The 23,107-nt window shown below is 62.4% G+C and carries 17 protein-coding genes; 5 read left to right on the top strand and 12 right to left on the bottom strand.

Going from position 1 to position 23,107, the window contains the following annotated elements:
* Positions 1-23: 23 nt before the first annotated feature.
* The 3 genes from ntrC to glnA form a co-directional block, all read right to left on the bottom strand.
* The gene (gene ntrC / locus ACMFWR_RS09955; protein WP_413191514.1) at positions 24-1,574 is read right to left on the bottom strand and encodes a nitrogen regulation protein NR(I); all 1,551 of its coding nucleotides are present in this window, start codon (positions 1,572-1,574) and stop codon (positions 24-26) included.
* 81 nt (positions 1,575-1,655) lie between these two features.
* Positions 1,656-2,795 (bottom strand): nitrogen regulation protein NR(II), encoded by a 1,140-nt coding sequence (gene glnL, locus ACMFWR_RS09950; RefSeq protein ID WP_413191513.1) that lies wholly within the window; start codon positions 2,793-2,795, stop codon positions 1,656-1,658.
* 260 nt (positions 2,796-3,055) lie between these two features.
* Positions 3,056-4,471, bottom strand: coding sequence for a type I glutamate--ammonia ligase (gene glnA / locus ACMFWR_RS09945; protein ID WP_413191512.1), 1,416 nt, complete (start codon positions 4,469-4,471; stop codon positions 3,056-3,058).
* Positions 4,472-4,883: 412 nt separating this feature from the next.
* Between glnA and ACMFWR_RS09940 the strand changes: the two genes are divergently transcribed.
* Together ACMFWR_RS09940 and ACMFWR_RS09935 are read left to right on the top strand one after the other, a co-directional pair.
* Positions 4,884-5,348: a rhodanese-like domain-containing protein gene (locus tag ACMFWR_RS09940; RefSeq protein WP_413191511.1), complete on the top strand. Its 465-nt coding sequence runs from the start codon at positions 4,884-4,886 to the stop codon at positions 5,346-5,348.
* A gap of 255 nt (positions 5,349-5,603) precedes the next feature.
* On the top strand, positions 5,604-6,995 hold the full coding sequence (locus ACMFWR_RS09935; RefSeq protein WP_413191510.1) for a TAXI family TRAP transporter solute-binding subunit: 1,392 nt from the start codon (positions 5,604-5,606) through the stop codon (positions 6,993-6,995).
* Here the strand turns inward: ACMFWR_RS09935 and ACMFWR_RS09930 are convergent.
* The 5 genes from ACMFWR_RS09930 to hrpA form a co-directional block, all read right to left on the bottom strand.
* Entirely contained in the window at positions 6,992-7,804 is an 813-nt protein-coding gene (locus ACMFWR_RS09930; protein ID WP_413191509.1) for a competence/damage-inducible protein A, read from the bottom strand. The two genes, ACMFWR_RS09935 and ACMFWR_RS09930, sit on opposite strands and share 4 nt — an antisense overlap.
* Before the next feature lie 40 nt (positions 7,805-7,844).
* On the bottom strand, positions 7,845-8,693 hold the full coding sequence (locus ACMFWR_RS09925; protein ID WP_413191508.1) for an EI24 domain-containing protein: 849 nt from the start codon (positions 8,691-8,693) through the stop codon (positions 7,845-7,847).
* Positions 8,690-9,691, bottom strand: a complete 1,002-nt coding sequence (locus tag ACMFWR_RS09920) for a sterol desaturase family protein (RefSeq protein ID WP_413191507.1) — start codon at positions 9,689-9,691, stop codon at positions 8,690-8,692. The genes ACMFWR_RS09925 and ACMFWR_RS09920 overlap by 4 nt, the downstream gene beginning before the upstream one ends.
* 51 nt (positions 9,692-9,742) lie before the next feature.
* Positions 9,743-10,744: a beta-propeller fold lactonase family protein gene (locus ACMFWR_RS09915; protein WP_413191506.1), complete on the bottom strand. Its 1,002-nt coding sequence runs from the start codon at positions 10,742-10,744 to the stop codon at positions 9,743-9,745.
* 282 nt (positions 10,745-11,026) lie between these two features.
* Positions 11,027-15,187 carry an ATP-dependent RNA helicase HrpA gene (hrpA, locus tag ACMFWR_RS09910; protein ID WP_413191505.1) on the bottom strand — a complete coding sequence of 1,387 codons (4,161 nt, stop codon included), beginning with the start codon at positions 15,185-15,187 and terminating at the stop codon, positions 11,027-11,029.
* Between the two features lie 22 nt (positions 15,188-15,209).
* Between hrpA and argA the strand changes: the two genes are divergently transcribed.
* The 3 genes from argA to ACMFWR_RS09895 all read left to right on the top strand — a co-directional run bounded on the left by argA (position 15,210) and on the right by ACMFWR_RS09895 (position 17,750).
* Positions 15,210-16,562, top strand: a complete 1,353-nt coding sequence (gene argA, locus ACMFWR_RS09905) for an amino-acid N-acetyltransferase (protein WP_413191504.1) — start codon at positions 15,210-15,212, stop codon at positions 16,560-16,562.
* Positions 16,563-16,613: 51 nt separating this feature from the next.
* On the top strand, positions 16,614-16,889 hold the full coding sequence (locus tag ACMFWR_RS09900; RefSeq protein WP_413191503.1) for an oxidative damage protection protein: 276 nt from the start codon (positions 16,614-16,616) through the stop codon (positions 16,887-16,889).
* 228 nt (positions 16,890-17,117) lie between these two features.
* A complete protein-coding gene (locus tag ACMFWR_RS09895) occupies positions 17,118-17,750 on the top strand; it encodes an FMN-binding negative transcriptional regulator (protein ID WP_413191502.1) in 633 nt (210 codons plus the stop codon).
* Positions 17,751-17,854: 104 nt separating this feature from the next.
* Here the strand turns inward: ACMFWR_RS09895 and rpiA are convergent, their stop codons facing one another.
* The 4 genes from rpiA to rnr all read right to left on the bottom strand — a co-directional run bounded on the left by rpiA (position 17,855) and on the right by rnr (position 22,917).
* Positions 17,855-18,541 carry a ribose-5-phosphate isomerase RpiA gene (gene rpiA / locus ACMFWR_RS09890; RefSeq protein ID WP_413191501.1) on the bottom strand — a complete coding sequence of 229 codons (687 nt, stop codon included), beginning with the start codon at positions 18,539-18,541 and terminating at the stop codon, positions 17,855-17,857.
* Between the two features lie 199 nt (positions 18,542-18,740).
* The gene (locus ACMFWR_RS09885) at positions 18,741-19,481 is read right to left on the bottom strand and encodes an SIR2 family NAD-dependent protein deacylase (RefSeq protein WP_413191500.1); all 741 of its coding nucleotides are present in this window, start codon (positions 19,479-19,481) and stop codon (positions 18,741-18,743) included.
* A gap of 41 nt (positions 19,482-19,522) precedes the next feature.
* Entirely contained in the window at positions 19,523-20,278 is a 756-nt protein-coding gene (gene rlmB, locus ACMFWR_RS09880) for a 23S rRNA (guanosine(2251)-2'-O)-methyltransferase RlmB (protein WP_413191499.1), read from the bottom strand.
* 125 nt (positions 20,279-20,403) lie between these two features.
* Complete coding sequence (gene rnr, locus ACMFWR_RS09875; RefSeq protein WP_413191498.1) at positions 20,404-22,917, bottom strand: ribonuclease R; 2,514 nt, start codon at positions 22,915-22,917, stop codon at positions 20,404-20,406.
* Positions 22,918-23,107: the final 190 nt, after the last annotated feature.

The following is a 23,107-nucleotide window of genomic DNA, read 5'->3' as shown; positions in this document are numbered from 1 at the left end:
CGGTCACACGCTCTCCGATCCGATCACGGCTCGAGGTTGAGCTCCTGAATCTTGCGCGTAATCGTATTGCGACCGATCCCGAGGCGCTCAGCGGCTTCGACCTTCCGGCCGCGCGTGAAATCAAGCGCTTCGAGAATAACGGCAGCTTCGAAACGTCGCGTCAGCGCGTCCATCACATCGACCGATTGCTCGCGCAACAGCTTGGCCACCTCGGTGCGCAGTCCGCTTTCCCAGCCGGCGGCCGCATCAGGACGGCCCATCGTGCGCGAATAAATCCCGCCGGGTAGTGTCGCTGCGCCGACAGCCGACGCAGTCGCCGGGGCCAATGCCGTACCTGCATCCAGCCCACCACCTGCAACCACACCCGCATGCATCGCTGCGCCGTCGTTCGAAATCTGCGCACCAGGATCATTTGACGTCGTCGGCAACAGATCCGACGGCAGATCCTTGATTTCGATCGTCTGCGCAGGCGCCATCACGGTCAGCCAGTTGCAGAGATTCTCGAGCTGTCGGACGTTCCCTGGAAACGACAGCGACGAGAGGAACGCGAGCGCATCATCGGACACACGCTTGGGCTCGACACCCAGATCGCGCGCGCTCTTTTGCAGGAAGTGGCGCGTGAGCAGCGGGATGTCCTCATTGCGTTCGCGCAGCGCCGGCAGGCGCAGACGAATCACGTTGAGCCGGTGATACAAGTCCTCGCGGAACAAGCCTTGCCGTACACGTTGCTCGAGATTCTGGTGCGTCGCCGCGATCACACGGACGTTCGCGCGCAGCGGGTTGTGCCCGCCGACCCGATAGAACTGCCCGTCGGACAGCACGCGCAGCAAGCGCGTTTGCAGATCGAACGGCATATCGCCGATTTCATCGAGGAACAGCGTGCCGTTCTCGGCCTGCTCGAAGCGGCCCTGACGCATGGCCTGCGCGCCCGTGAACGCACCGCGCTCATGACCGAACAGTTCGGACTCGAGCAGGTCCTTCGGAATGGCTGCGGTATTCAGCGCGATAAACGGCCCGCTCGCACGCGGACTATGCCGATGCAGCGCACGTGCGACGAGTTCCTTACCCGTTCCCGATTCGCCCGTGATCAACACCGTCGCGCTCGAATTCGACAAGCGGCCGATCGCTCGGAACATGTCCTGCATCGCGCTCGCCTGGCCAAGCATTTCCGGCGTTTCGGTCAGGCGCTCTTCATACGCCTGCTCGCCGCGCAGACTTTCCTCGACCGCGCGTTGAATCAGTTCGACGGCCTTGTCGATATCGAACGGCTTGGCCAGATACTCGAACGCGCCGCCCTGAAACGCCGCGACCGCACTATCGAGGTCCGAAAACGCGGTCATGATGATGACCGGAATGCCGGGCCAGCGCTCGCGAACGATCTCGAGCAATTCGAAACCCGACCCACCCGGCATGCGGATGTCAGAGACCAGCACCTGCGGGGTATCGTGCTCGAACGCCGTTAATGCTTCGCGCGTGGTCGAGAAGCTGCGGGTCGCGAAGTTCTCGCGGGCAAGGGCCTTTTCAAGCACCCAACGGATCGATTGGTCGTCGTCTACTATCCAGATCGGCTTCATATATCGGTCGGCTGAAGTTCTTGTAAGCGCAGCATTGAAAACACGTCGTGCACGCAGGCCAGATGGCGAAACGTGGTCAGACTAAATCGACAGTGGCAACAGGATCTGGAACTCGGTGCGCCCAGGCCTGCTATCGCATTCAATCAGGCCCTCGTGCTGATGCACGAAAGTCTGGGCAAGCGTGAGTCCCAATCCGCTCCCGTCTTCACGACCGCTCACAAGCGGATAGAAGATACGATCGCGGATGTCCTCGGGAATGCCAGGTCCGTTGTCGATGATATGCAAGTCCAATGCCAGCTTATGCAGCTGCTTGGAAATCGTGACGTTGCGTGCGATACGCGTGCGCAGGTCGATGCGAGCATCGCCGGCAGCGATGCGCTCCTTGAGCGCTTCGGCCGCATTGCGCACGATGTTCAGAATCGTCTGAATCAGCTGTTCCTTGTCGCCGCGCAGTTCCGGCACGCTCACGTCGTAGTCGCGTTCGATCGTCAGCCCGCGCGGGAACTCGGCGAGAATCAGCGCGCGCACGCGTTCGCATACTTCGTGGATATTCACGTCGCCGACGATATGCGGATGCCGATGCGGCTCAAGCAACCGGTCGACCAGCGTCTGCAGCCGATCCGACTCCTTGATGATGACTTGTGTGTACTCGCGCAAGTCGCGCGAATCGCCGAGTTCGAATTCGAGCAATTGCGCCGCGCCACGGATCCCGCCAAGCGGGTTCTTGATTTCGTGGGCGAGATTGCGGATCAGTTGCTTGTTGACCGCGGTCAGGTCGTGAATGCGCTCTTCACGATCCGTACGCAGTTGCTGCTCGTTCTCGAAGAGCTCGAGCAACACGTAGTCCGGCACCGCTTCGAGATAGCCGACGATCGCGTGCACGTGCAGCGGTTCGCGGCCGGTTCGCTCGAGCGAGGCGTCGAGGTGTGTCGCGTTGAAGCGGTTGTCGGCAATCGCCGCAATCGCATCGATCGTCGCGATCAGCTGGTCCGAGTTCGTAAAGAGATCGGGCCAGCACATCTGCGAAAGCTGACGGCGCGACATCTCGAGCAGCGACTCGGCCACCGCATTCGCAAAGGCGACGCCCAGTGTGCGTCGTTCGATCACGAGCACCGCGGTTGGCAGTGCTTCGAGCCCGGGCAGCAGCGATGACTGCACGAGTGCGGCCGGACCGGATGCGATCTCGGCACGCTTGGATTTCATCAGGTCTTTCAGTCCCATCTACCTCATCCTCAAGACACTGACAAAATGAAGCGGTTCAGCTCACATCGGGCCTCGGGCCCTGATGCCGCGTGCATGGATCGCATGCACGCCTGTTGCACATACGCCGTACGCGTGTCGCTGTGCATGGCGTCCCCCGCGGGTTCAGCTTTCATTTTGTCAGGCTCTCACGGACAAAAAAGGGACGGCCCTGCCGTCCCTCTGCTGCGAGCTCACACCGGCCGACATGCATGGCCGGTGTGCATCGCCATCGACAGCAATTACAGCGAGTAGTACATCTCGAATTCGACCGGGTGCGTCGTCATGCGGAAACGCGTGACTTCTTCCATCTTCAGCGAGATGTAGGCATCGATCATGCCGTCGGTGAACACACCACCGCGCGTCAGGAATTCGCGATCCTTGTCGAGGTATTCGAGCGCCTGGTCGAGGCTCGAGCACACGGTCGGGATCTTTGCGTCTTCTTCCGGCGGCAGGTCGTACAGGTTCTTGTCGGCGGCTTCGCCCGGGTGGATCTTGTTCTGCACGCCATCCAGACCAGCCATCATCAGTGCCGAGAACGCGAGGTACGGATTCGCCATCGGATCCGGGAAGCGCGTTTCGATACGACGGCCCTTCGGGTTCGCCACGTGCGGAATACGGATCGATGCCGAACGGTTACGAGCCGAGTACGCGAGCTTGACCGGTGCTTCGAAGCCCGGAACCAGGCGCTTGTACGAGTTCGTCGTCGGGTTCGTGATCGCGTTCAGCGCGCGAGCATGCTTGATGATGCCGCCGATGTAGAACAGCGCGAATTCCGACAGGCCTGCATAGCCGTCACCAGCGAACAGGTTCTTGCCGTCCTTCCAGATCGACTGGTGAACGTGCATGCCCGAGCCGTTGTCGCCCACGATCGGCTTCGGCATGAACGTCGCCGTCTTGCCGTACGTGTGTGCGACGTTCTGGACGATGTACTTCAGTTGCTGCGTCCAGTCGGCGCGTTGCACGAGCGTCGAGAACTTCGTGCCGATTTCGTTCTGGCCCTGGCCCGCCACTTCGTGGTGGTGCACTTCAACCGGGATGCCGATTTGTTCGAGCAACAGGCACATTTCCGAGCGGATGTCCTGGAACTGATCAACCGGTGCAACCGGGAAGTAGCCGCCCTTCGTGCCCGGACGGTGACCCGTGTTGCCGTGTTCGAACGACTTGCCCGACGACCACGGTGCTTCTTCCGAGTTGATCTTCACGAAGCTGCCCGACATGTCGGTAGCCCATTCGACCGAGTCGAAAATGAAGAATTCGGGTTCCGGACCGAAGAAGGCCGTGTCGCCCAGGCCCGTGCTCTTCAGATAGGCTTCAGCACGACGTGCGAGCGAGCGCGGGTCGCGTTCATAGCCCTTGCCGTCCGACGGTTCGATGACGTCGCACGACAGCACGAGCGTCGATTCTTCGTAGAACGGGTCGATGTAAGCCGTGTTCGGATCCGGCATCAGCAACATGTCCGATGCTTCGATGCCCTTCCAGCCGGCGATCGAGGAACCGTCGAATGCGTGGCCGCTTTCGAACTTGTCTTCATCGAAGGCCGACACCGGTACCGAGACGTGCTGTTCCTTGCCTTTCGTATCCGTAAAACGGAAGTCGACGAACTTGACGTCCTCGTCCTTCACCATCTGAACGACGTCGGCCACGGATTTGCTCATACCTTTCTCCTGTTCCTTTTCACTTTCACTAGAAAGACGACCTCGGCCGTCCGAATCCCTACGCTTTGTTGACTGCACAAAACCGGATGCGTCGAAAAAGCACATACCATGCCAATATCGACCAGCACTGTGCACGCGGGCAACTTAAGGTGCATTTTCACCGGCTTGCGCGAATCGTCCGAGCGCATGCGACGCAGCGCTCGCGAGTGCATCCGCTGCTTCGCGGTGCCTCGAACGCACTATTATGATGCGTTGCCGCGATTGAGGCTAAGTTTACGCACCACAAAAGAACAATTCGTTAGCAAAGCACCTGGATTGTGCGCCGATGCCGACTCGCAATCGTTCCGGAGCGTCCAAAGGCGCGCGCCCAGGCTCGACTAGAATGATTATTTTCTGATCCGGAGACATTTGAATGACTTCGTTGGACGAATTGCTTGCGCAGGCCGACAAGCGCCGCGCTGAAAGCGCGCTTCCCTATGCGGGCGCGCTGTCCCCGGCTGAGACGCTCGACTTGCTCAAGGTCGCGCCCAACGCACGACTCGTCGACGTGCGCACGCGCGCCGAGCTCGATTGGGTCGGCCGCCCCGACATCCCGGCGGAACAGTATGTGCATATCGAGTGGTCACGCTATCCGGGCGCGGTGCCGAACGCCGAGTTCGTAGATCAGTTGCGCGCCGCGGCCGACATCGACGCCCCGATCGTGTTCCTGTGCCGCAGCGCCGCGCGTTCGAAGCACGCCGCCAAGGCCGCTGCCGCCGCCGGCTTCACCCATGCCTACGACGTGCTGGAGGGGTTCGAGGGCGACAAGGATGGCGAAGGTCACCGGAAGTCGGTCAGTGGCTGGTGCTTCCGCGGCCTGCCGTGGGTCGGTGCCTGATCCGTCGCCGAATTCGGAGAGGGATCCTGCAGGGTCGTCGCCTTCAGGGTGGCCTGCGGAGTCGTCGGCCAGGAGCGCGTCAAACGCGCCCTGCACGGCCGCCCGCACCAGCCGTCACACCGGAAATCGCCATGCGAGCAAACGTTCGACCCGAGACTCGCCAGTACGCGGCTGTACGCGGGCATACGCTCGCATTTATAGTGGCAGGCATGCGACGCCGATCAGCCCTTCCTGTCTGATACCACTCGACACCCGATGACGCGCACACCTTCTCCGCCGCCCTCGATGCCGACACCTCCGCCGCGCCATGGGCGGCGCGTGCATGCCCGCTTTGTCTCGATCTCGTGGCACGACTTCGCCGTGCTGGTGTTGCCGATCATCGCGCTGTGCGTGCTTGCCATCGGCCTGATGGTCTACTGGGTCGACCCCGCACCGCCCAAACACATCACGATGAGCGTCGGGCCTCGCGACAGCACTTTCTGGCCGTATGCGGAACAGTACAAGCGCATTCTGGCCCGCGACGGCGTCACGCTGAATCTCGAGACCTCAGACGGATCGGTTCAGAATCTCCAGCGGCTCGCCGATCCGAAGCAGCACGTCGAGCTCGGCTTCGCGCAGGGTGGCGTGTCGGATGGCATTGCGACCAAGTCGCTCGTGTCGCTGGGCAGCATGTTCTATGCGCCGGTCGTGGTCTTTTATCGCGGCGCAAATCTGACCGAGCTCGGGCAACTCGCCGGCATGCGCATCGCCATCGGCCGCGAAGGCAGCGGCACACGCTCGCTGGCGCTGAGCCTGCTCAAGGCGAACGGCATCGAACCCGGCGGTTCGACTCAACTGCTGCCGCTCGACGGCGAAGATGCCGTGCAGGAACTGATCCAGGGCCGCATCGATGCGGCGATCCTCAACGGCGATTCGGCGAGCCGCAACAACATGTTGCGTCTTCAGCGCATGCCGGGCGTAGCGCTGATGGACTTCAGCCAGGCCGACGCGTACACGCGCCGGTTCTATTACCTCGCTGAACTGGATCTGCCGCCTGGCGTGCTCGACCTCGGTCAGAACCTGCCGCCGCAGACGATTCACCTGATCAGCCCGACCGTCGAACTCATTGCGCGCAGCAACCTGCATCCCGCGCTGTCCGATCTGCTGATCAGCGCGGCGCAGGAGATTCACGGGCGCTCGAACGTCTTGCAGCGCGCGGGCGAGTTTCCTTCGCCGATCGCCCACGACGTGTTCCCGATCAGCGACGACGCGCAGCGCTATTACAAGTCGGGCAAGAGCTTTCTCTACCGGTCCTTGCCGTTCTGGCTTGCGAGCCTCGCGGACCGCTTGCTCGTCGTGGTCGTGCCGCTGATCGTGGTGTTGATCCCCGGTTTGCGGATCGTGCCGGGGCTTTATGCGTGGCGCGTCAAATCACGGATCTACCGGTGGTATGGATCGTTGATTTCGATCGAGCGCGCGGCGATGTCCGAAGCGACGCCGGAAGAGCGCGAGGAACTGTTGCACCGCCTCGATACCATCGAAGACGCCGTGAACCGGATGAAAATGCCGCTCGCGTATGCCGATGCGTTTTACGTACTGCGTGAACACATCGGCTTTGTGCGCTCGCGTCTGACCGGCGCCCCGACCCAGCCTGTCGCGCAGGATTAAAGCACTTCGCCGTCGATCTCGACCATCGTGCCGCCGAGCGTATAGACGCCCTTGCGCAAGGCTTCGAACGCCGGCTCCACCAGCGCCGGATCGCCCTTCACGCCCAGATCGATATGGCGCTTCGCATAGATGCCGCCGCGCGTCGCATCGCCCACGCTCGGCAGGCTGAACACACGAACGCCCGCGAAGTCACGCTCGATCTCGACCATCAGCGGCGTCAGCTCCGACTCGACGAGTTCGAACACCAGCACCGAACGCTCTTCGTGGGGTGTTGCGTGATGCAGGTGCGAGTAGTACGTATCGAGCACCCATTCCATCATCGGCCAGGCCATGACGGGAAAGCCCGGCATGAAGTGGTGATCGCCGACCGAGAAGCCGGGAATCTTGTTGTAGCTGTTCGGAATGATCCGCGCCCCTGCCGGATACGTGCCCATATTGAGCCGATGCAGATTCTGCGCCGAATTGAGATCGACAGGCTCCCCCGCCGGCGCGCTCTCGAGCGTGCGTTCGATAATCAGTCGCTTCGCTTCGGGATGCAGTTCGAGTTCGACACCCAGCGCCCTGGCCGCGCACTGACGCGTATGGTCATCCGGTGTCGCGCCGATGCCGCCCGTCGAAAACACGATGTCGCCCGTGGCGAACGTGCGCTTGAGCGTCGCAACGATGCGTTCAGGGTCGTCGCCAATATATTCGGCCCACGCCAGCGACAGCCCGCGCGCCGACAGCAGCTCGATCAGTTTGGCAAGATGCTTGTCTTGCCGGCGTCCCGAAAGTATTTCATCGCCGATGATCAGCGCGCCGATTGCCATGACATTGTCCTTGTAGAGAAATCGCCGCGCCCGTGTGCCTTCAGGCCGGCAACCGCGGTACCCCGCCACCCGGCTCGGCATCCTGCCCGGCGTGCGTCACGTGTCGCAACTGTTGCAGCGCGTGCAGGCAATAGTGTCCGAACCAGAGCGCGGAAAACACGAAGATAAAGATATAGAGCCACACCGCGGCAACCGCCACGACCGGGAACAGCACGATCACGATCATCGAGCTGGCCCAGATAAACGTCGGCACGGAACCCAGCAGACCCGTGCAGATGCCCATGATGAGCAGCGACCAGCGGTGCTTGCGCACAATCGTACGCCGTTCGTCGGATGTCGCATGGTCGGCCAGCGCGTCGTAGCTCATGACGCGGTAGCTGAGCCAGCCCCAGAGCAAGGGCGGCAGAACAGCGAACAGCGGCGGCACGATCCACAACGGCACCGTCGCGGCGGTCAATACGATGCACACGATCGTCACGAACAACGAGTGGAAGAGGCTGCCGTACCAGCTTCCGCCACGCTGCTTCTCGAGTGCGGCGAACCGGCCGCGGCCCAGATGACGGAGCACGACCGGCATCGCGATCGACGCGATCAGCACGAGCACCGACGCGACGATCAGCGGGATGGCAAGCATCACGACGACGAAAGGCGCCACGACAGCATGCGCGGTCGCCAGGCCGATCGAGCCGAACAGTGAATAGAGATGCGGGCTCAGGGACCAGCGCGTGAGCGCCGACGCAACGAATGCAACCGCGTATTCCCAGCCGAACCAGAAGATCGCGAGCCAGGTGACGCCGGCGATCGCGAACGGCAGCAGCGTCAGCATCAGCATGCGCGGATGAAACGCCGTGCCGACCGCACGGACGAACGAATCGAACAGATTCGTCATTGAGTAGCTTGGGCGCGGCGTCCACGCAGGCGAGCGGCAATACGCACCATGGCGTACCAGTGCTGCGCGATGAGTCCATGACCGTAGTTGAGGCCGATGCCGCCTGCCTGTGCGGGCAACTGGTCGCGAATACCGGTCGGCTCGACCTCGCGCGTCCATGCAGCGGTGCGGAACATCATGTCCCACCACGGGAACAGCACGCCGAAATTGCAGCCGTATTTCGTGCCCTCGTGGCCATACCCGACGGCGTGATGACGGCGATGGAAAGTCGGGCTCACGAGAATACGTTCGAGCACGCGACCATAAGGCAGACGCGCGTTGACGTGCTGAATGCTCTGCAACAGGTTGCTGACGGCCACGAGCACCACGAATTGCGACGGGGCAACGCCGACAAACAAGGCAAGCGCGGCAAAGAACGCAGCCTGAATCATGTCGTCGAGCAGATGATTGCGATCGTCCGCCCACAGCGACATCTGCTGCTGGCTGTGATGGACCGCATGAAGCTCCCACCAGACGCCGAACTTGTGCTGCCAGCGGTGATACCAATACCCGGCGAAATCGAGCACGATCAGATAGATCAGGAAGGACGCAATCGGCTGATCGGTCACGCCGGGCCACACACCATCAAGCTCGAAGGTCGGGATGTTGTGAATCGTGAGCCAGCTTTGCGCCTTGAAAAACGCAGGCTGGAGCAGAAAGAAGAACGCAAGGTTGATCACGCCAAGCTTGGCGATCCACGTGTAGGCGACATCCGCGCGCACCGCCTTGCGGTCTTGCCATTGTTCGATCGGGCGCAGCGCTTCGAGGGGCCGCAGGATCGCGTACATGACGCCGATCTCGAGCACCCCGACGATCACCCAGTAGAGCATGTCGTACGTGTCTTCGTCGTAGTCCATCAGCCCGACCTTGAACATGACGGGCTGAACGACGTCGACATACAGCAGCGTCTGCAAGGCCGACACCAGATTGTCGAGCTGGCTGACGATTTCATGAATCATGCTTGCCTCGTTTTCTCAGGCGAAGTGTATTTCGTTACCGCTATAACGGCGTCATGCGCCATTGGCTGACGTCACCGGAGCGCGATCGAAAAAGTAAATGCCGTGCGGCGAGCGTCCCACGGCGATCGTCTTGATCAACTGATGGTTGGTCAGGTCGATGATGCCAACGTGCTTCGCAAAACGGAACGTTACCCACAGATACCGATGATCGGCCGAAAGTTCCATATCGTCCGGTCCGGGCAGCAATCCGGTGATATCGCCGGCATTCGTCAGCGACTGTTCGTCGATGATGCTGATCGTATTCGCGACGCGGTTCGACACGACGACATGGCGGCCGTCGTCGAGCGAGCGGAAGTTGTGGGCGCCCTTGCCTGTGTGAATCGTCTTGACCACCGTACGGTTGTGCCAGTCGACCACCGCCACATAATCCGCGCCCGTCATGCCGACCAGCAGGTACTGGTCGTTCGGCGTCATCCAGAGTCCTGCCGGCACCGGTCCGACTTTCATCTTCCAGAGCACATTTTGCGTCGCGAGATCGATCGCGGCGACTTCGCCCGAGATCTGCAGCGTCACAAACGCGATCTTGCTGTCGCGCGTAAAGGCCATGTGGCTCGGCATCGTCGCGAGCGGCACACGTTTGGCCAACTCGATGTTGTCGCCCGTCGCACGGTAAATATCGACGCGATCCAGGCGCAGGCCCGTCGTCACGAACCACTTGTGGTCGGGCGAGTAACCGATCTGATATGGGTCTTCGATATTTTCGATCCAGCGCTGAATATGGCCGGATTTCGGATCGAGAAATACCAGATTATTGGAAATCGAATTGGCGACGATCAACGATTTGTTGTCGGGTGTCGCCATCAGATGGTGCGGTTCTTTACCGACCGGAAAGGTTTCGGTGACGCTCAACGACACCGGGTCGATCAGGGAAATGCTCGCGTCGGCGGAATTCAGCACGACGACATTGCCATTGGCGGCCTGCGCGACCGATGAAACACCCGCAGCAACCGTGAAAGCACCCGCCAGCACGGTCGAAAACCAGAATTTACGCATATAAATCAATCACTCTGAATACGCGCTATTGTAGTGCCATTGTGCGTCGCAACGTATCGTCAAAATGACGAATGCCAATTATTTTGCGAAAACGCAAATCTGACCGACATTGCGCGACGCGGGGTCGGCGCAAGGTTCGCCGCCCCGTCGCGGCCGCGGTCGACGCACGGTGTCAGGCCCTACCCGAAGGCCTCATTCGAGGACTCGGCTCGACGGCACGGCTCGTGGATTGACCCGCGGCCGTCCCTTGGCTCCCTCAGCTCGACCTGAGCCGCATCGTCGTTACCGTTCGAGCGCGTCCCAGACTTTGTGCAGGCGTTTGACGGACACGGGCATCGGCGTACGCAGTTCCTGCGCAAACAGCGACACACGCAGCTCCTCGAGCAGCCACCGGAATTCGACAAGCCGAGGGTCAGCGATCGATTTGCGCTGCGCGACGGTGCGCTGGAACTGCTGAAGCAACGGCGCCATCTCGGCCGCCTGGCGCGCATCGCGCGCCGCGTCGGCCTTGAGCTTGTCGATGCGCATCGAAATGGCCTTCAGATAGCGCGGAAAATGCACAAGCTGCGCATACGGCGTGTCGATCAGGAAACGCTTGCCCACGAGTGACTGCAACTGCTGCGTCATGTCCGCGTACGCGGCCGTAAAGCTCTTGGCCTGGACGAGCTTTTTGGTCGCCGCCGCATGCTCGGTCAGGATCGACGACGCGAGCCGCGCGATTTCCTGGGCCAGCAGCGACAAACGGCTACGCCCCTCGTCGCGTCGGGCGGCGAAGCTCTGCGCGTCGGCCGGCAACGGTTCCTGCAGGCACGCACGATCCAGCGCGCATTCAACGATCTGGTCCCGCAACTCCTCCTGCGTACCGAGCGCCATGTACTGCATGGCCATCTGCTGAATGCCCGGAATATTCTTCTCGAGAAACTTGATCGGCTCGCGCAATTGCAACGCAAAGAGTCGACGCAGCCCTGCGCGATGGATACGCGCGGCTTCCTCAGGCGAGTCGAACACTTCGACGTCGCAGTGATCGCCGCGATCGACGAGCGCGGGATAGCCGAACATCGTCTGTCCACGCCGGCGAACCTCGAGCAACTCAGGCAGCGTGCCGAAGTTCCACGTCGTCAGGTTTTCGTACAGCGCGGTCGACTCGGAACCGGCCGCGGCATCGCCCGTGCGCGGTGCCGCTTCACTGGCATTGCCTTTGGAACGGCCGGCGCCCTGCTGCGTCGCCCCACGGGTTGCCGCACTCGCTGTCGCGCCGCCGTTTCCTGCTCCGGCGGCCGAACCGGATGAACCCGGACGCCCCGCAGCGGTCGTCGGTGCGCCCTTCGGTACGCTGGCACCCGCGCCTCGACCGGACGAAACGCGTCCGTCGTCGGCGTCGTCGCCTGCTTCAACCGACTGTGTGTCGCGGTGCGCCGCCGCGATTTTCTGGAACTCCTGTTGCGCCTGTGCGCCGAGTTCGGCACGCAATTGCGCAAGATTGCGCGCCATCGCGAGCTGACGTCCGTGCTCGTCGATGACCTTGAAATTCATGAACAGGTGCGTCGGCAGCGATTCGAGCTTGAAATCCGATGTCCGCGCCTGGACCTGCACCTGCTCGCGCAAATCGGCGATCAGCGCGTCGACGACGTTGCCGACGCCGAAGGCGGCGCGATCGGCAAAGCCGGCGGCGTAGTTCGGCAGCGGCACACAGTGACGACGCAACTTCTGCGGCAGCGACTTCAGCAGCAATTGCGCCTTTTCCTTGATCATGCCCGGCACCAGCCATTCGCAGCGGCGCGCATCGACCTGATTCAGTGCATAGAGCGGTACGGTTAACGTGACCCCGTCGCGGGGCGATCCCGGCTCGAAGTGATACGACAGCCCCATGTCGACACCGGCGATCGACGTCTTTTTCGGGAACATGTCCGTCGTGACGCCTGCAGCCTCATGGCGCATCAGATCGTCACGCTGCAAATACAGCAGTTTCGCGTTATCGCGCGACGCTTCGCGGTACCACTTCTCGAACGCGACGCCGGTGTAAATCCCGTCAGGCAGCGCCTGATCGTAGTAACCAAAGATCAGTTCATCGTCGACGAGCACGTCTTGCCGGCGCGACTTGTGTTCGAGCTGCTCGATATCGGCAAGCAGCTTGCGGTTGTGCGCAAAGAACGGCAACCGCGTCTCGAACTCGCCTTCGACCAGCGCACCCCGGATAAACAATTCGCGCGCACGTGCGGGATCCTGCCGGCCGAACGCGACCCGACGCCGGTTGTAGACCGTCAAGCCGTAGAGCGTGCCGCGCTCATAGGCGCTCACCTGCGCTGCCTTCTTTTCCCAGTGGGGTTCCGACTGCGACGTCTTGATCAAATGCCGGCCGACGCGCTCAATCCAGTCCGGCTCGATCTTCGCAATGCCGCGCGCGAACAGGCGGCTCGTCTCGACAAGCTCCCCGGCCATCACCCATCGACCGGCCTTCTTGGCAAGCGCCGAGCCCGGCCAGATATGAAACTTGATGCCGCGCGCACCGAGATAGTGAGGCTCGTCGTCGGCCTTCACGCCGATATTGCCGAGCAGTCCGGTCAGCAGCGACCAGTGAACCTGTTCGAACGTCGCTTCGCTCTCGTTGAGGCGCCAGCCCATCTCGCGCACCACCGTCAGCAGCTGACTGTGCACATCGCGCCATTCGCGCAAGCGCAGATGCGACAAGAAATTCGCGCGGCATGCGTCGACGAGCTGCCGGTTTGACTTTTTGTGCGCGACCGCCTCTTCGAACCATTTCCAGATCCGCAGCCATCCAAGAAATTCGGAGCGTTCGTCGACGAATTTCTTGTGTGCCTGATCGGCGGCTTCCTGTGCTTCGATCGGCCGGTCGCGCGGATCCTGCACCGACAGCGCGCTCGCGATGATCAGCAACTCGTTGAGCGCCTGATGATCGCGCGCGGCCAGAATCATGCGTCCGATCCGCGGGTCGAGCGGCAGCCGGGCCAATTCCCGCCCCGTCGGCGTCAGCGCATTGTCGTCGTCGGTCGCCCCGAGTTCGTTGAGCAGCTGATAGCCATCGGCGATTGCGCGCCCGGGCGGCGCCTCGAGGAACGGAAAGCGCTCGATATCCGTCAGGTGCAGCGACTTCATGCGCAGGATGACGGCTGCAAGCGACGAACGCAGGATTTCCGGATCGGTAAATCGTGCGCGCGCGACAAAATCCGCCTCGTCATACAGGCGAATGCAGACGCCGTTCGCGACGCGACCGCACCGGCCCGCGCGCTGGTTGGCCGCCGCCTGCGACACCGGCTCGATCTGAAGTTGCTCGACCTTGTTGCGATACGAATAACGTTTGACGCGAGCGGTGCCCGCGTCGACGACATACCGTACACCCGGCACCGTCAGTGACGTTTCCGCAACATTGGTCGCCAGCACGATGCGCCGTGCGTTCGACGGTTTGAACACGCGCTCCTGCTCGGCGGCCGACAGGCGCGCGAACAGCGGCAGGATCTCAGTGTGCGGCGGGTGGTGTTTGCGCAGCGCCTCGGCCGCGTCACGGATCTCGCGCTCGCCGGGCAGAAAGACGAGCACGTCGCCCGGACCTTCGCGGCACAGCTCGTCGACCGCGTCGACGATCGCGTCGTGCAGATCCCGTTCCTGAGCGCGCTCCTGCGCACGCGTGGTGCGCTCCGGCGCGCGCGGCGCCGGTTTGTTGCCGGCGTCGCCCTGCGCACCGCCTGCCTGACCCGCCGCGCGTGCCGCATGATCATCGGCCACGGGCTGGTACCGGATCTCGACCGGATACAACCGTCCGCTGACTTCGATGACGGGCGCCGGCCGCTCGTCCGAGCCGAAGTGGCGCGCGAAGCGCTCGGCGTCGATCGTCGCCGACGTGATGATCAGCTTCAGATCGGGGCGCTTGGGCAGAATCTGCTTCAGATAGCCGAGCAGAAAGTCGATATTCAGGCTGCGTTCGTGCGCTTCGTCGATGATCAGCGTATCGTAGGCGCGCAACAACGGGTCCGTCTGGGTTTCAGCCAGCAGAATCCCGTCTGTCATCAATTTGACCGACGCACCCGGAGCAAGATTGTCGTTGAACCGGACCTTGTAGCCGACGACTTCGCCGAACGGCGTCTTGAGCTCTTCCGCAATGCGCCTTGCGGTCGCGCTCGCGGCGATCCGTCTCGGCTGCGTGTGGCCGACGAGCCCGGCGCCGCCCGCGCCGCGTCCGCGGCCGAGCGACAGGCAGATTTTAGGAAGCTGCGTCGTCTTGCCCGAACCCGTTTCACCGGACACGATGACGACCTGATGATTCGCGATCGCGCGCGCAATCTCCTCCCGTCGCCCGGAAACGGGCAGCTCGGGGGGGAACTCGATCGGCGGCACGGGGTTCGCGACGATCTCGCGGGCTGGCCGCGGGGCGTTTTTCGGCCTGGGGCCGGGCGCCTTTTGGGGCGCGCTTTCACCGACATTCGACATGGGCGCGCATTATAATCCCGCCATGAATTCGCAAACCGATCTCGTTACCCTGCCCGAGGCCACCGACCATTCCCAATTCGTCGAATGGTTGCGATCGGTCGCGCCTTACATTCACGCGTTCCGCAACAAGACCTTCGTCGTCGCTTTTGGCGGCGAGCTCGTCAAGGAAGGCGGACTGAATGCGCTGGTGCAGGATCTTGCCTTGCTCCACGCGATGGGCATGCATATCGTGCTCGTTCACGGCTCGCGTCCCCAGGTTGAAGAGCAACTCCAGCTTCACCAGGTCGAATCGCAGTTCGCGCTCGGCATGCGCATCACCGACCTGCGCGCGCTCGAAGCCGCCAAAGAGGCGGCCGGTGAAGTTCGGCTCGATATCGAAGCCGCGATCAGCCAGGGGCTGCCGAACACGCCGATGGCGCACGCGCGCATCAGCATCATCTCCGGCAACTTCGTGACCGCGCGACCGGTCGGTATCCTCGAAGGCGTCGACTTCCAGCACACGGGCGTCGTGCGCAAGATCGATGCCGACTCGCTGCGCCAGTCCCTGTCGAGCCCCGGCCGCAAAATGGTGCTGCTGTCGCCGCTCGGTTTCTCGCCGACCGGTGAGGCGTTCAATTTATCGATGGAAGATGTCGCGTCGTCGGTCGCGATCGCGCTGCGCGCGGACAAGCTGATCTTCCTGACGGAGATGCCCGGCATCACCGACGAAAGCGGCGATTTGCTGCGCGAGCTGTCACTCGAGGAGGCGCAGCAGATTCACGAAGGGCTCGAGCCCGAGACCGACGCCGCCAGTTACCTGAAGCACGCGATCCGCGCCTGCCGCGGCGGTGTGCCCCGTGCGCATATGGTGCCGTATCTGCTCGACGGTAGCGTGCTGCTCGAGCTGTTCCTCCACGACGGCGTCGGCACGATGATTTCGTACGAAAATCTCGAGAGCCTGCGCGAAGCGTCGTCGGATGACGTCGGGGGCATCCTCCAGCTCATCGAACCGCTCGAGGTCGACGGCACACTCGTGCGCCGTGGCCGGCACCAGATCGAACGCGACATCGATCACTTCTCCGTGATCGAGCACGATGGCGTGCTGTTCGGCTGCGCCGCGCTATATCCGTATCCGCAGGAGCGCATCGGCGAGATGGCTTGCCTGACCGTCGCACCCGAAGCGCAGGGCTCGGGCGACGGCGAACGGCTGCTCAAGCGCATCGAGCAACGCGCGCGGGCACGCGGCCTGAACCGCCTGTTCGTGCTGACGACCCGGACCGAGCACTGGTTCCTCAAGCGAGGATTCGTCAAGGCAAGCGTCGAAGACCTGCCTGAAGACCGTCGCAAGTTTTATAACTTTCAGCGAAGATCACTCGTGTTGATCAAACAGCTGTAATCCCCACCGAACGCGACAACACGTTCAACCCGAGATTGGAGAAGCATCACGATGGCACGCACTGTTCATTGCGCGAAACTGAACAAGGACGCAGAAGGTCTGGATTTCCCGCCGGTACCCGGCGAGTTGGGCAAGCGCATTTACGAAGGCATTTCGAAGGAAGCGTGGCAAGGCTGGCTCAAGCAGCAAACGATGCTGATCAACGAAAATCGCCTCAATATGGCCGATTCGCGCGCACGCCAGTATTTGCTCAAGCAAACCGAGAAGTATCTGTTTGGCGAAGGCGCCGACACCGCGTCGGGTTTCGTTCCGCCTGAAAGCGCCTGAGATCCCGTGCGGCTGATGACCTGATTGATGACCTGACTCATGGCCTGACTGATGATTCGAACGTTGGTCCGGATCGTCGTTGGGTCATTCTCCGCATCATCTGCGTCATCTGCATCATTTGCGTCATTTGCATCATCAGTGCCGGCTCGCCGGCCTCTGCATCCGATCTTGCCTCGGCGACTGCAGCGATTCCCTCACTGACTTCTGATTTGCGAACCGAGCCCCATCGTGTATCTGCCTGAAGCATTCGAAGAATCGAAACCGGACGCCTTGCATGCGCTAATTCGCGCCAACCCTCTCGGCGCGGTGATCATTCATACGGAAGACGGACTGGATGCCAATCACCTGCCTTTCCTGCTCGACATCGATGAGCACGGCAAGGCGGTGCTGCGCGGACACGTCGCGCGCAAGAATGCATTTGCCACGCTGAGCACGGCCGGCACCGATACGCTGGTGATCTTCGAGGGACCCTCGGCTTACATCTCGCCCAATTGGTATCCGAGCAAGCAGACGACGCACGAGGTCGTGCCGACCTACAACTATGCGGTCGTTCACGTACACGGAAAGCTGACGCCGATCGACGACCCTCGGTGGGTGCGTGGGCTTGTCGCACGCCTGACTCAGCGCATGGAGTCGACCCAGCCCAAGCCCTGGAAAATGGGCGATGCACCGTCTGACTATCTCGATCAGATGATCGAGAAAATCGTCGGCATCGAAATCACGGTCGACCGAATGATCGGCAAGTGGAAAATGAGCCAGAACAGGACGGCCGAGGATCGCGCTGGCGTCGTGCAAGGGCTCGCCAGCACGGGTTCGCCCGTCGATGCCGAGGTCGCAGCGATTGTGCGACGTGAGGCCTAGGGGCCTTCGCCCCTGGCCTGTCGACGCGTAACCACGAGTCGCCGACTCTTAGTCGATTGATTGGTCGGCGATTGGTCGGCGATTAGTAAGCGATTGGTCGGCGATTAGTAGTCGACGCGATCCACGCCGTCCGGCGTGCCAAGCAGACAGATATTCGCGCCACGCAGCGCGAACAGCCCCGAAGTCACCACGCCCGGCCAGTTATTGATCTCGGCTTCCAGCGCAACCGGATCGTCGATACGCAGCGATTGCACGTCGAGAATCCAGTTGCCGTTGTCGGTGATAAACGTGCTGCCGTCCTTCGCCTTGCGCAGCTTCGGCTCGCCGTCCATTGCGACGAGGCGGCGCGCGATCGCCGAGCTCGCCATCGGAATCACTTCGACGGGCAGCGGAAATTTGCCGAGCTGCTCGACGCGCTTGCTCTGATCGACGATGCACACGAAGGTCTGCGCCACCGCCGCGACGATCTTCTCGCGCGTGAGCGCCCCGCCCCCGCCCTTGATCATATGGCCCTGCGCGTCGATTTCATCGGCGCCGTCGACATAGACCGGCAACGTTTCGACGTCGTTGAGCTCCAGAATCTCAAAGCCGTGATTGCGCAGGCGCTCGGTGCTTGCGACCGAACTCGACACCGCACCGCGAAAGCGATCCTTATGGACCGCGATCTCGTCGATAAAGAAGTTGGCCGTCGAGCCCGTGCCGACGCCGAGCACGGCACCGTGCGCCACATTGGACAGGACATAGTTGGCGGCCGCGCGGCCTACCAGGTGTTTGAGTTCGTCTTGATTCATGGTCGGCACCGCAAAAGAACAGAGGCGCGTAGTGTATCGGACAGCGAGGTGATCGGACTACCTGCGAGGCAGAGCATGCGCTGTGCCCGGGGTAAGGACTCTCGACGTTGAGCCTTGGTCGTCGGGTCTTGGTCGCCGGGCCTTGGTCGTTCAACCAATGGGCAGGGTCGGTAACGACTCGCCTCGCGGCGCCCGCCCGCTAGCTTTCTGCGTTACCGGATTCGGACAACAACACCGGCAGGCACTCCGCAGCCTTCTGATAGAGCACGATATCGGCGTCGTGATCGAGGTCGCTGCGCTGGGGATTGACGATGATGACGCGCGCGCCGTGCTCCGCGGCGACAGTCGGAAGGCCTGCCGCCGGATAGACCATGCCGGACGTCCCGACGACCAGGCAGATGTCGCACGAAGCCGCAGCCTCATGCGCGGCTTCGAATGCGCGCTCAGGCAAGGCCTCGCCGAACCAGACGACCGCCGGACGCACCAAAGCCCCGCATGTCTCGCATTGTGGCGGCGCGTTGTCATTGGATGATCGGGCCACCTCGATCGAGCACCGCCCGCAGCCGCGAAACCAGGTGTTCTCGAACAGATTGCCGTGAAGCTCGATGACGTCGCGACTACCCGCACGCGCATGCAGGCCGTCGACATTCTGCGTGGCGAGCGTCATCGTGCGACGTGCCTGCCACCGCGAGAGCGCGAGATGGGCGGCATTGGGCTCGGCGCGCGAAACGAGTTCACGACGATGCGCATACCACTGCCAGACTAGCGCAGGGTCACGTGCAAACGCATCCGGCGTGGCGAGATCAAGCGGATCGTAGCGGGCCCAGAGCCCCGTCTGCGCATCGCGAAACGTGGGCACACCGCTTTCGGCCGATATGCCTGCCCCCGTCAGCACGAACAGATGACGCGCGTTGACGATCCACTCATGTGCGCGCGTCATGGGATGCCCAGTGTTGAACGCGCGCAGGCTCATGGTGGGCGTTACCCCTTCGCTATGCCGGCCACGGTTCGCTGGCGAACGGCCTCGAACAGGCACACGCCGCTCGCGACCGACACGTTCAGACTCTCGACGCTGCCGGCCATCGGGATATGCATCAACATATCGCACGTCTCACGCGTCAGACGTCGCATGCCTTCGCCTTCGGCACCCATCACAATGGCGATCGGGCCGTCGAGCTTGGTGTCGTACACAGACTCGGACGCCTCATCATCGGTGCCGATCACCCAGACGCCGGCTTCCTGAAGCTCGCGGATGGCGCGTGCGAGATTGGTGACCGTGATGTAAGGCACCGTTTCGGCGGCGCCACTCGCAACCTTGGCCGCCGTCGCATTCAGTCCGACAGCGCGATCGCGCGGCGCGATCACGGCATGTGCGCCAGCTGCATCGGCGACACGCAGGCATGCGCCGAGGTTGTGAGGATCGGTCACGCCATCGAGCACCAGCAGCAAGGCCGGGCCCGAGACGCCGTCGAGCAGTTCGGCCAGATTCTGCGCAAGCGCGATATCTTCAGCGCGCGCAACGACACCCTGGTGCCGGTCGTTCCCGGTGAGCCCTTGCAGACGCTGTGCGTCTGCCGCAATGACCCGCACGCCCGCCGCCTCGGCTTGCGCGAGAAAATCCATCATCCGGCGATCACGCCGGGTCGGGTCATAGAGAATCTCTTCGATCGTCGACGCATCGTGGCGCATGCGCGCGGTGACGGCGTGAAAACCATAGAGAACTTTGAGACGGGCCATCGAGGTGCAACCTTTCTAGAGAAATCAATCAACAATCAAAACACGGGCGTCGCGAATTCGACGCCCGTCAGATACTGCGTGTTCTTCCCGTGCATCGCCGAGCGGCGATCGCGGGCCGTGCTCGCTTAATACTTGCGCGTGCGCTTCTTTGCCGCAGGCGTGGCCGCGCGCTTCTTGGCGGCCGGTTTGGATGAACGCCCCGACTCGCTCGAGCGCGATCCCGACTTGCGCGATTCGCCGCGACCGGAACCGGATTCGCCACGACCCGAACCGATTTCGCCGCGACCCGCACCGTTCAGTTGCCGGATCGCCGGCCCACCGCCGGACGCACCGCCCTTGCCAACCCGTTCCGTCGCGCCCGCTCGTTCTGCCTTGTCGGGCATCCCGCGAGCCGCCGTGATCGCTTTGGAAGGCGTGTCGCGCACGAGCCGGAAGTCGATCTTGCGTGCATCGAGATCCACGCGGCTCACCTGAACGCGCACGCGATCCGACAAGCGATAGCGAATCCCCGTGCGCTCGCCGCGCAGCTCGTTCTTGATCTCGTCGTACTGGAAATAGTCCGAGCCGAGCTCCGTCACATGGACGAGCCCTTCGATAAACAACGAGTCGAGCTGCACGAAAATGCCGAACGACGTCACGCCGTTGACCATGCCGCCGTATTCCTCGCCGAGCTTGTCGCGCATGAAGTAGCACTTGAGCCACGCTTCGACGTCGCGAGAAGCCTCATCGGCACGGCGCTCGTTCGCCGAGCAATGCATGCCGAGTTCTTCCCAGATCGCCACGTTCGAACGGCTGCGGCCGCGCGCGTTGTCGTCTTCGCGTTGCATGGCTCGCGCAGCCGGCGACAACGCCGTGTTGAGCACGACGTCATGCGACACCTCGGGCTGATACTTGCGGCGCGAGAGGATCGAACGGATCACGCGATGCGTCAGCAGATCGGGATAGCGGCGAATCGGGCTCGTGAAATGCGCGTACGCATCGTAGGCAAGACCGAAGTGCCCGATATTGTCGGGGCTGTAGACCGCCTGCTGCATCGAGCGCAGCAGCATCGACTGAAGCATCTGCGCGTCCGGGCGCGTGCGGATTTGCGCCATCAGCGCCGCGTAGTCGCTCGCATGCGGCTTGTCGTTGCCACCGAGCGTCAGGCCGACGCCCCGCAGGAAGCTGCGCAGATTCGCGAGCTTCTCTTCGGTCGGGCCCGCGTGAATCCGGTACAGCCCCGGGTGCTTGTGTCGCTTCATGAAGTCGGCCGCGCAGACGTTCGCCGCGAGCATGCATTCTTCAATGAGCTTGTGCGCGTCGTTGCGCGTGCGCGGCACGATCTGTTCGATCTTGCCCTGCGCGTTGCAGACGATATAGGTCTCGGTCGTATCGAAGTCGATGGCGCCGCGCTTCTGGCGCGCATGCAGCAAGGACTTGTAGACGTTGTAGAGATTCTGCAGATGCGGCAGCAGATCCGCGCGCTTCGCGGCCTCCGGACCCTTCGTGTTGCCGAGCACCGCGGCGACTTCGGTGTAGGTCAGGCGTGCGGCCGAGTGCATGACCGCCGGATAAAACTGGTACGCCTTGATTTCGCCCTTGCTCGTCACAACGAGGTCGCAGACCAGCACGCAACGGTCGACATCGGGATTCAGCGAGCACAAGCCGTTCGACAGTTTCTCGGGCAGCATCGGAATGACGCGGCGCGGGAAATAGACCGACGTGCTGCGTTCGAGTGCATCGACGTCGAGGGCGTCGTTGGGCGTCACGTAGTGCGAGACGTCAGCGATCGCCACGAGCAGTCGATACCCTTCGCCGCGGCCCACCTTGATCGGTTCGCAATAGACCGCGTCGTCGAAGTCGCGCGCGTCTTCGCCGTCGATCGTGACAAGCGGAACATCGCGCAGATCGACACGATGACTCAGGTCGCTGCCTTTGACTTCATCGGGCAACTGAGCAGCTTTGGCGAGCGCCGGCTGGCTGAACTCATACGGAACGCCGTACTTGCGAACGGCGATCTCGATCTCCATGCCCGGGTCGTCGATCTCGCCGAGCACTTCGATCACACGGCCGAGCGGCTGCGAATGACGGCTCGGGAAGTCTGTGATTTCGACACTGACGACCTGGCCGACGCGCGCCTTGCCCTGCGTGCGCGATGTGATCAGGATGTCGTGGCCGATGCGTTTGTCTTCGGGTGCGACCAACAGCACGCCGTTTTCATTGAGCAGACGGCCGATGACCTGGCGATTCGCGCGATCAGTGACTTCAACGATATGGCCTTCCGGGCGACCGCGGCGATCGTAGCCGACGATGCGCGCGAGCACGCGATCGTTGTGCATGACCTTCTGCATCTCGGCGTTCGCGAGAAACAGATCGTCCTGCCCGTCGTCGCGGATCAGGAAACCGTATCCGTCGCGGTGACCTTGTACGCGGCCTGCGACGAAGTTCGACGGATGCGTGAGCTGGTAGTAGCCGCGCTTGTCGAGCCGGAGTTGGCCGTCGCGTTCCATCGCGGCAAGCCGCTTGAGAAAGCCTTCGCGCTCCTGTCGCTTGATCGCGAGGGCTTCTGCGATATCGTTGGCCGCCAGCGGCGCTTCGGTCGTGCGCAACACGCCGAGGATTTCCTCACGGCTGGGAATCGGGTAAGGGTATTTACTCAAGGGCGGGTCGGCGCGAAGGTGAGTCTGTTCTGTGAAGTGTAAAAAGACTGAAATCGATTCTATCACCAGCCTTTGTCCGTACAGCGTGCGGCGTGGGCGCGGCGAGCTGTTGGAACCTGCGATGTCGCTCGATCTTTGGGCGCGTCTGCTCAAACGAAAGAAAAGCGTGCGGGGGTGTTGACAGATTCCG

The organism is Pararobbsia alpina (assembly GCF_965118125.1).
Classification (GTDB): domain Bacteria; phylum Pseudomonadota; class Gammaproteobacteria; order Burkholderiales; family Burkholderiaceae; genus Pararobbsia; species Pararobbsia alpina_A.
Note: the sequence above shows the minus strand (reverse complement) of the source record. Positions and strands in the feature narration are given on the sequence as shown.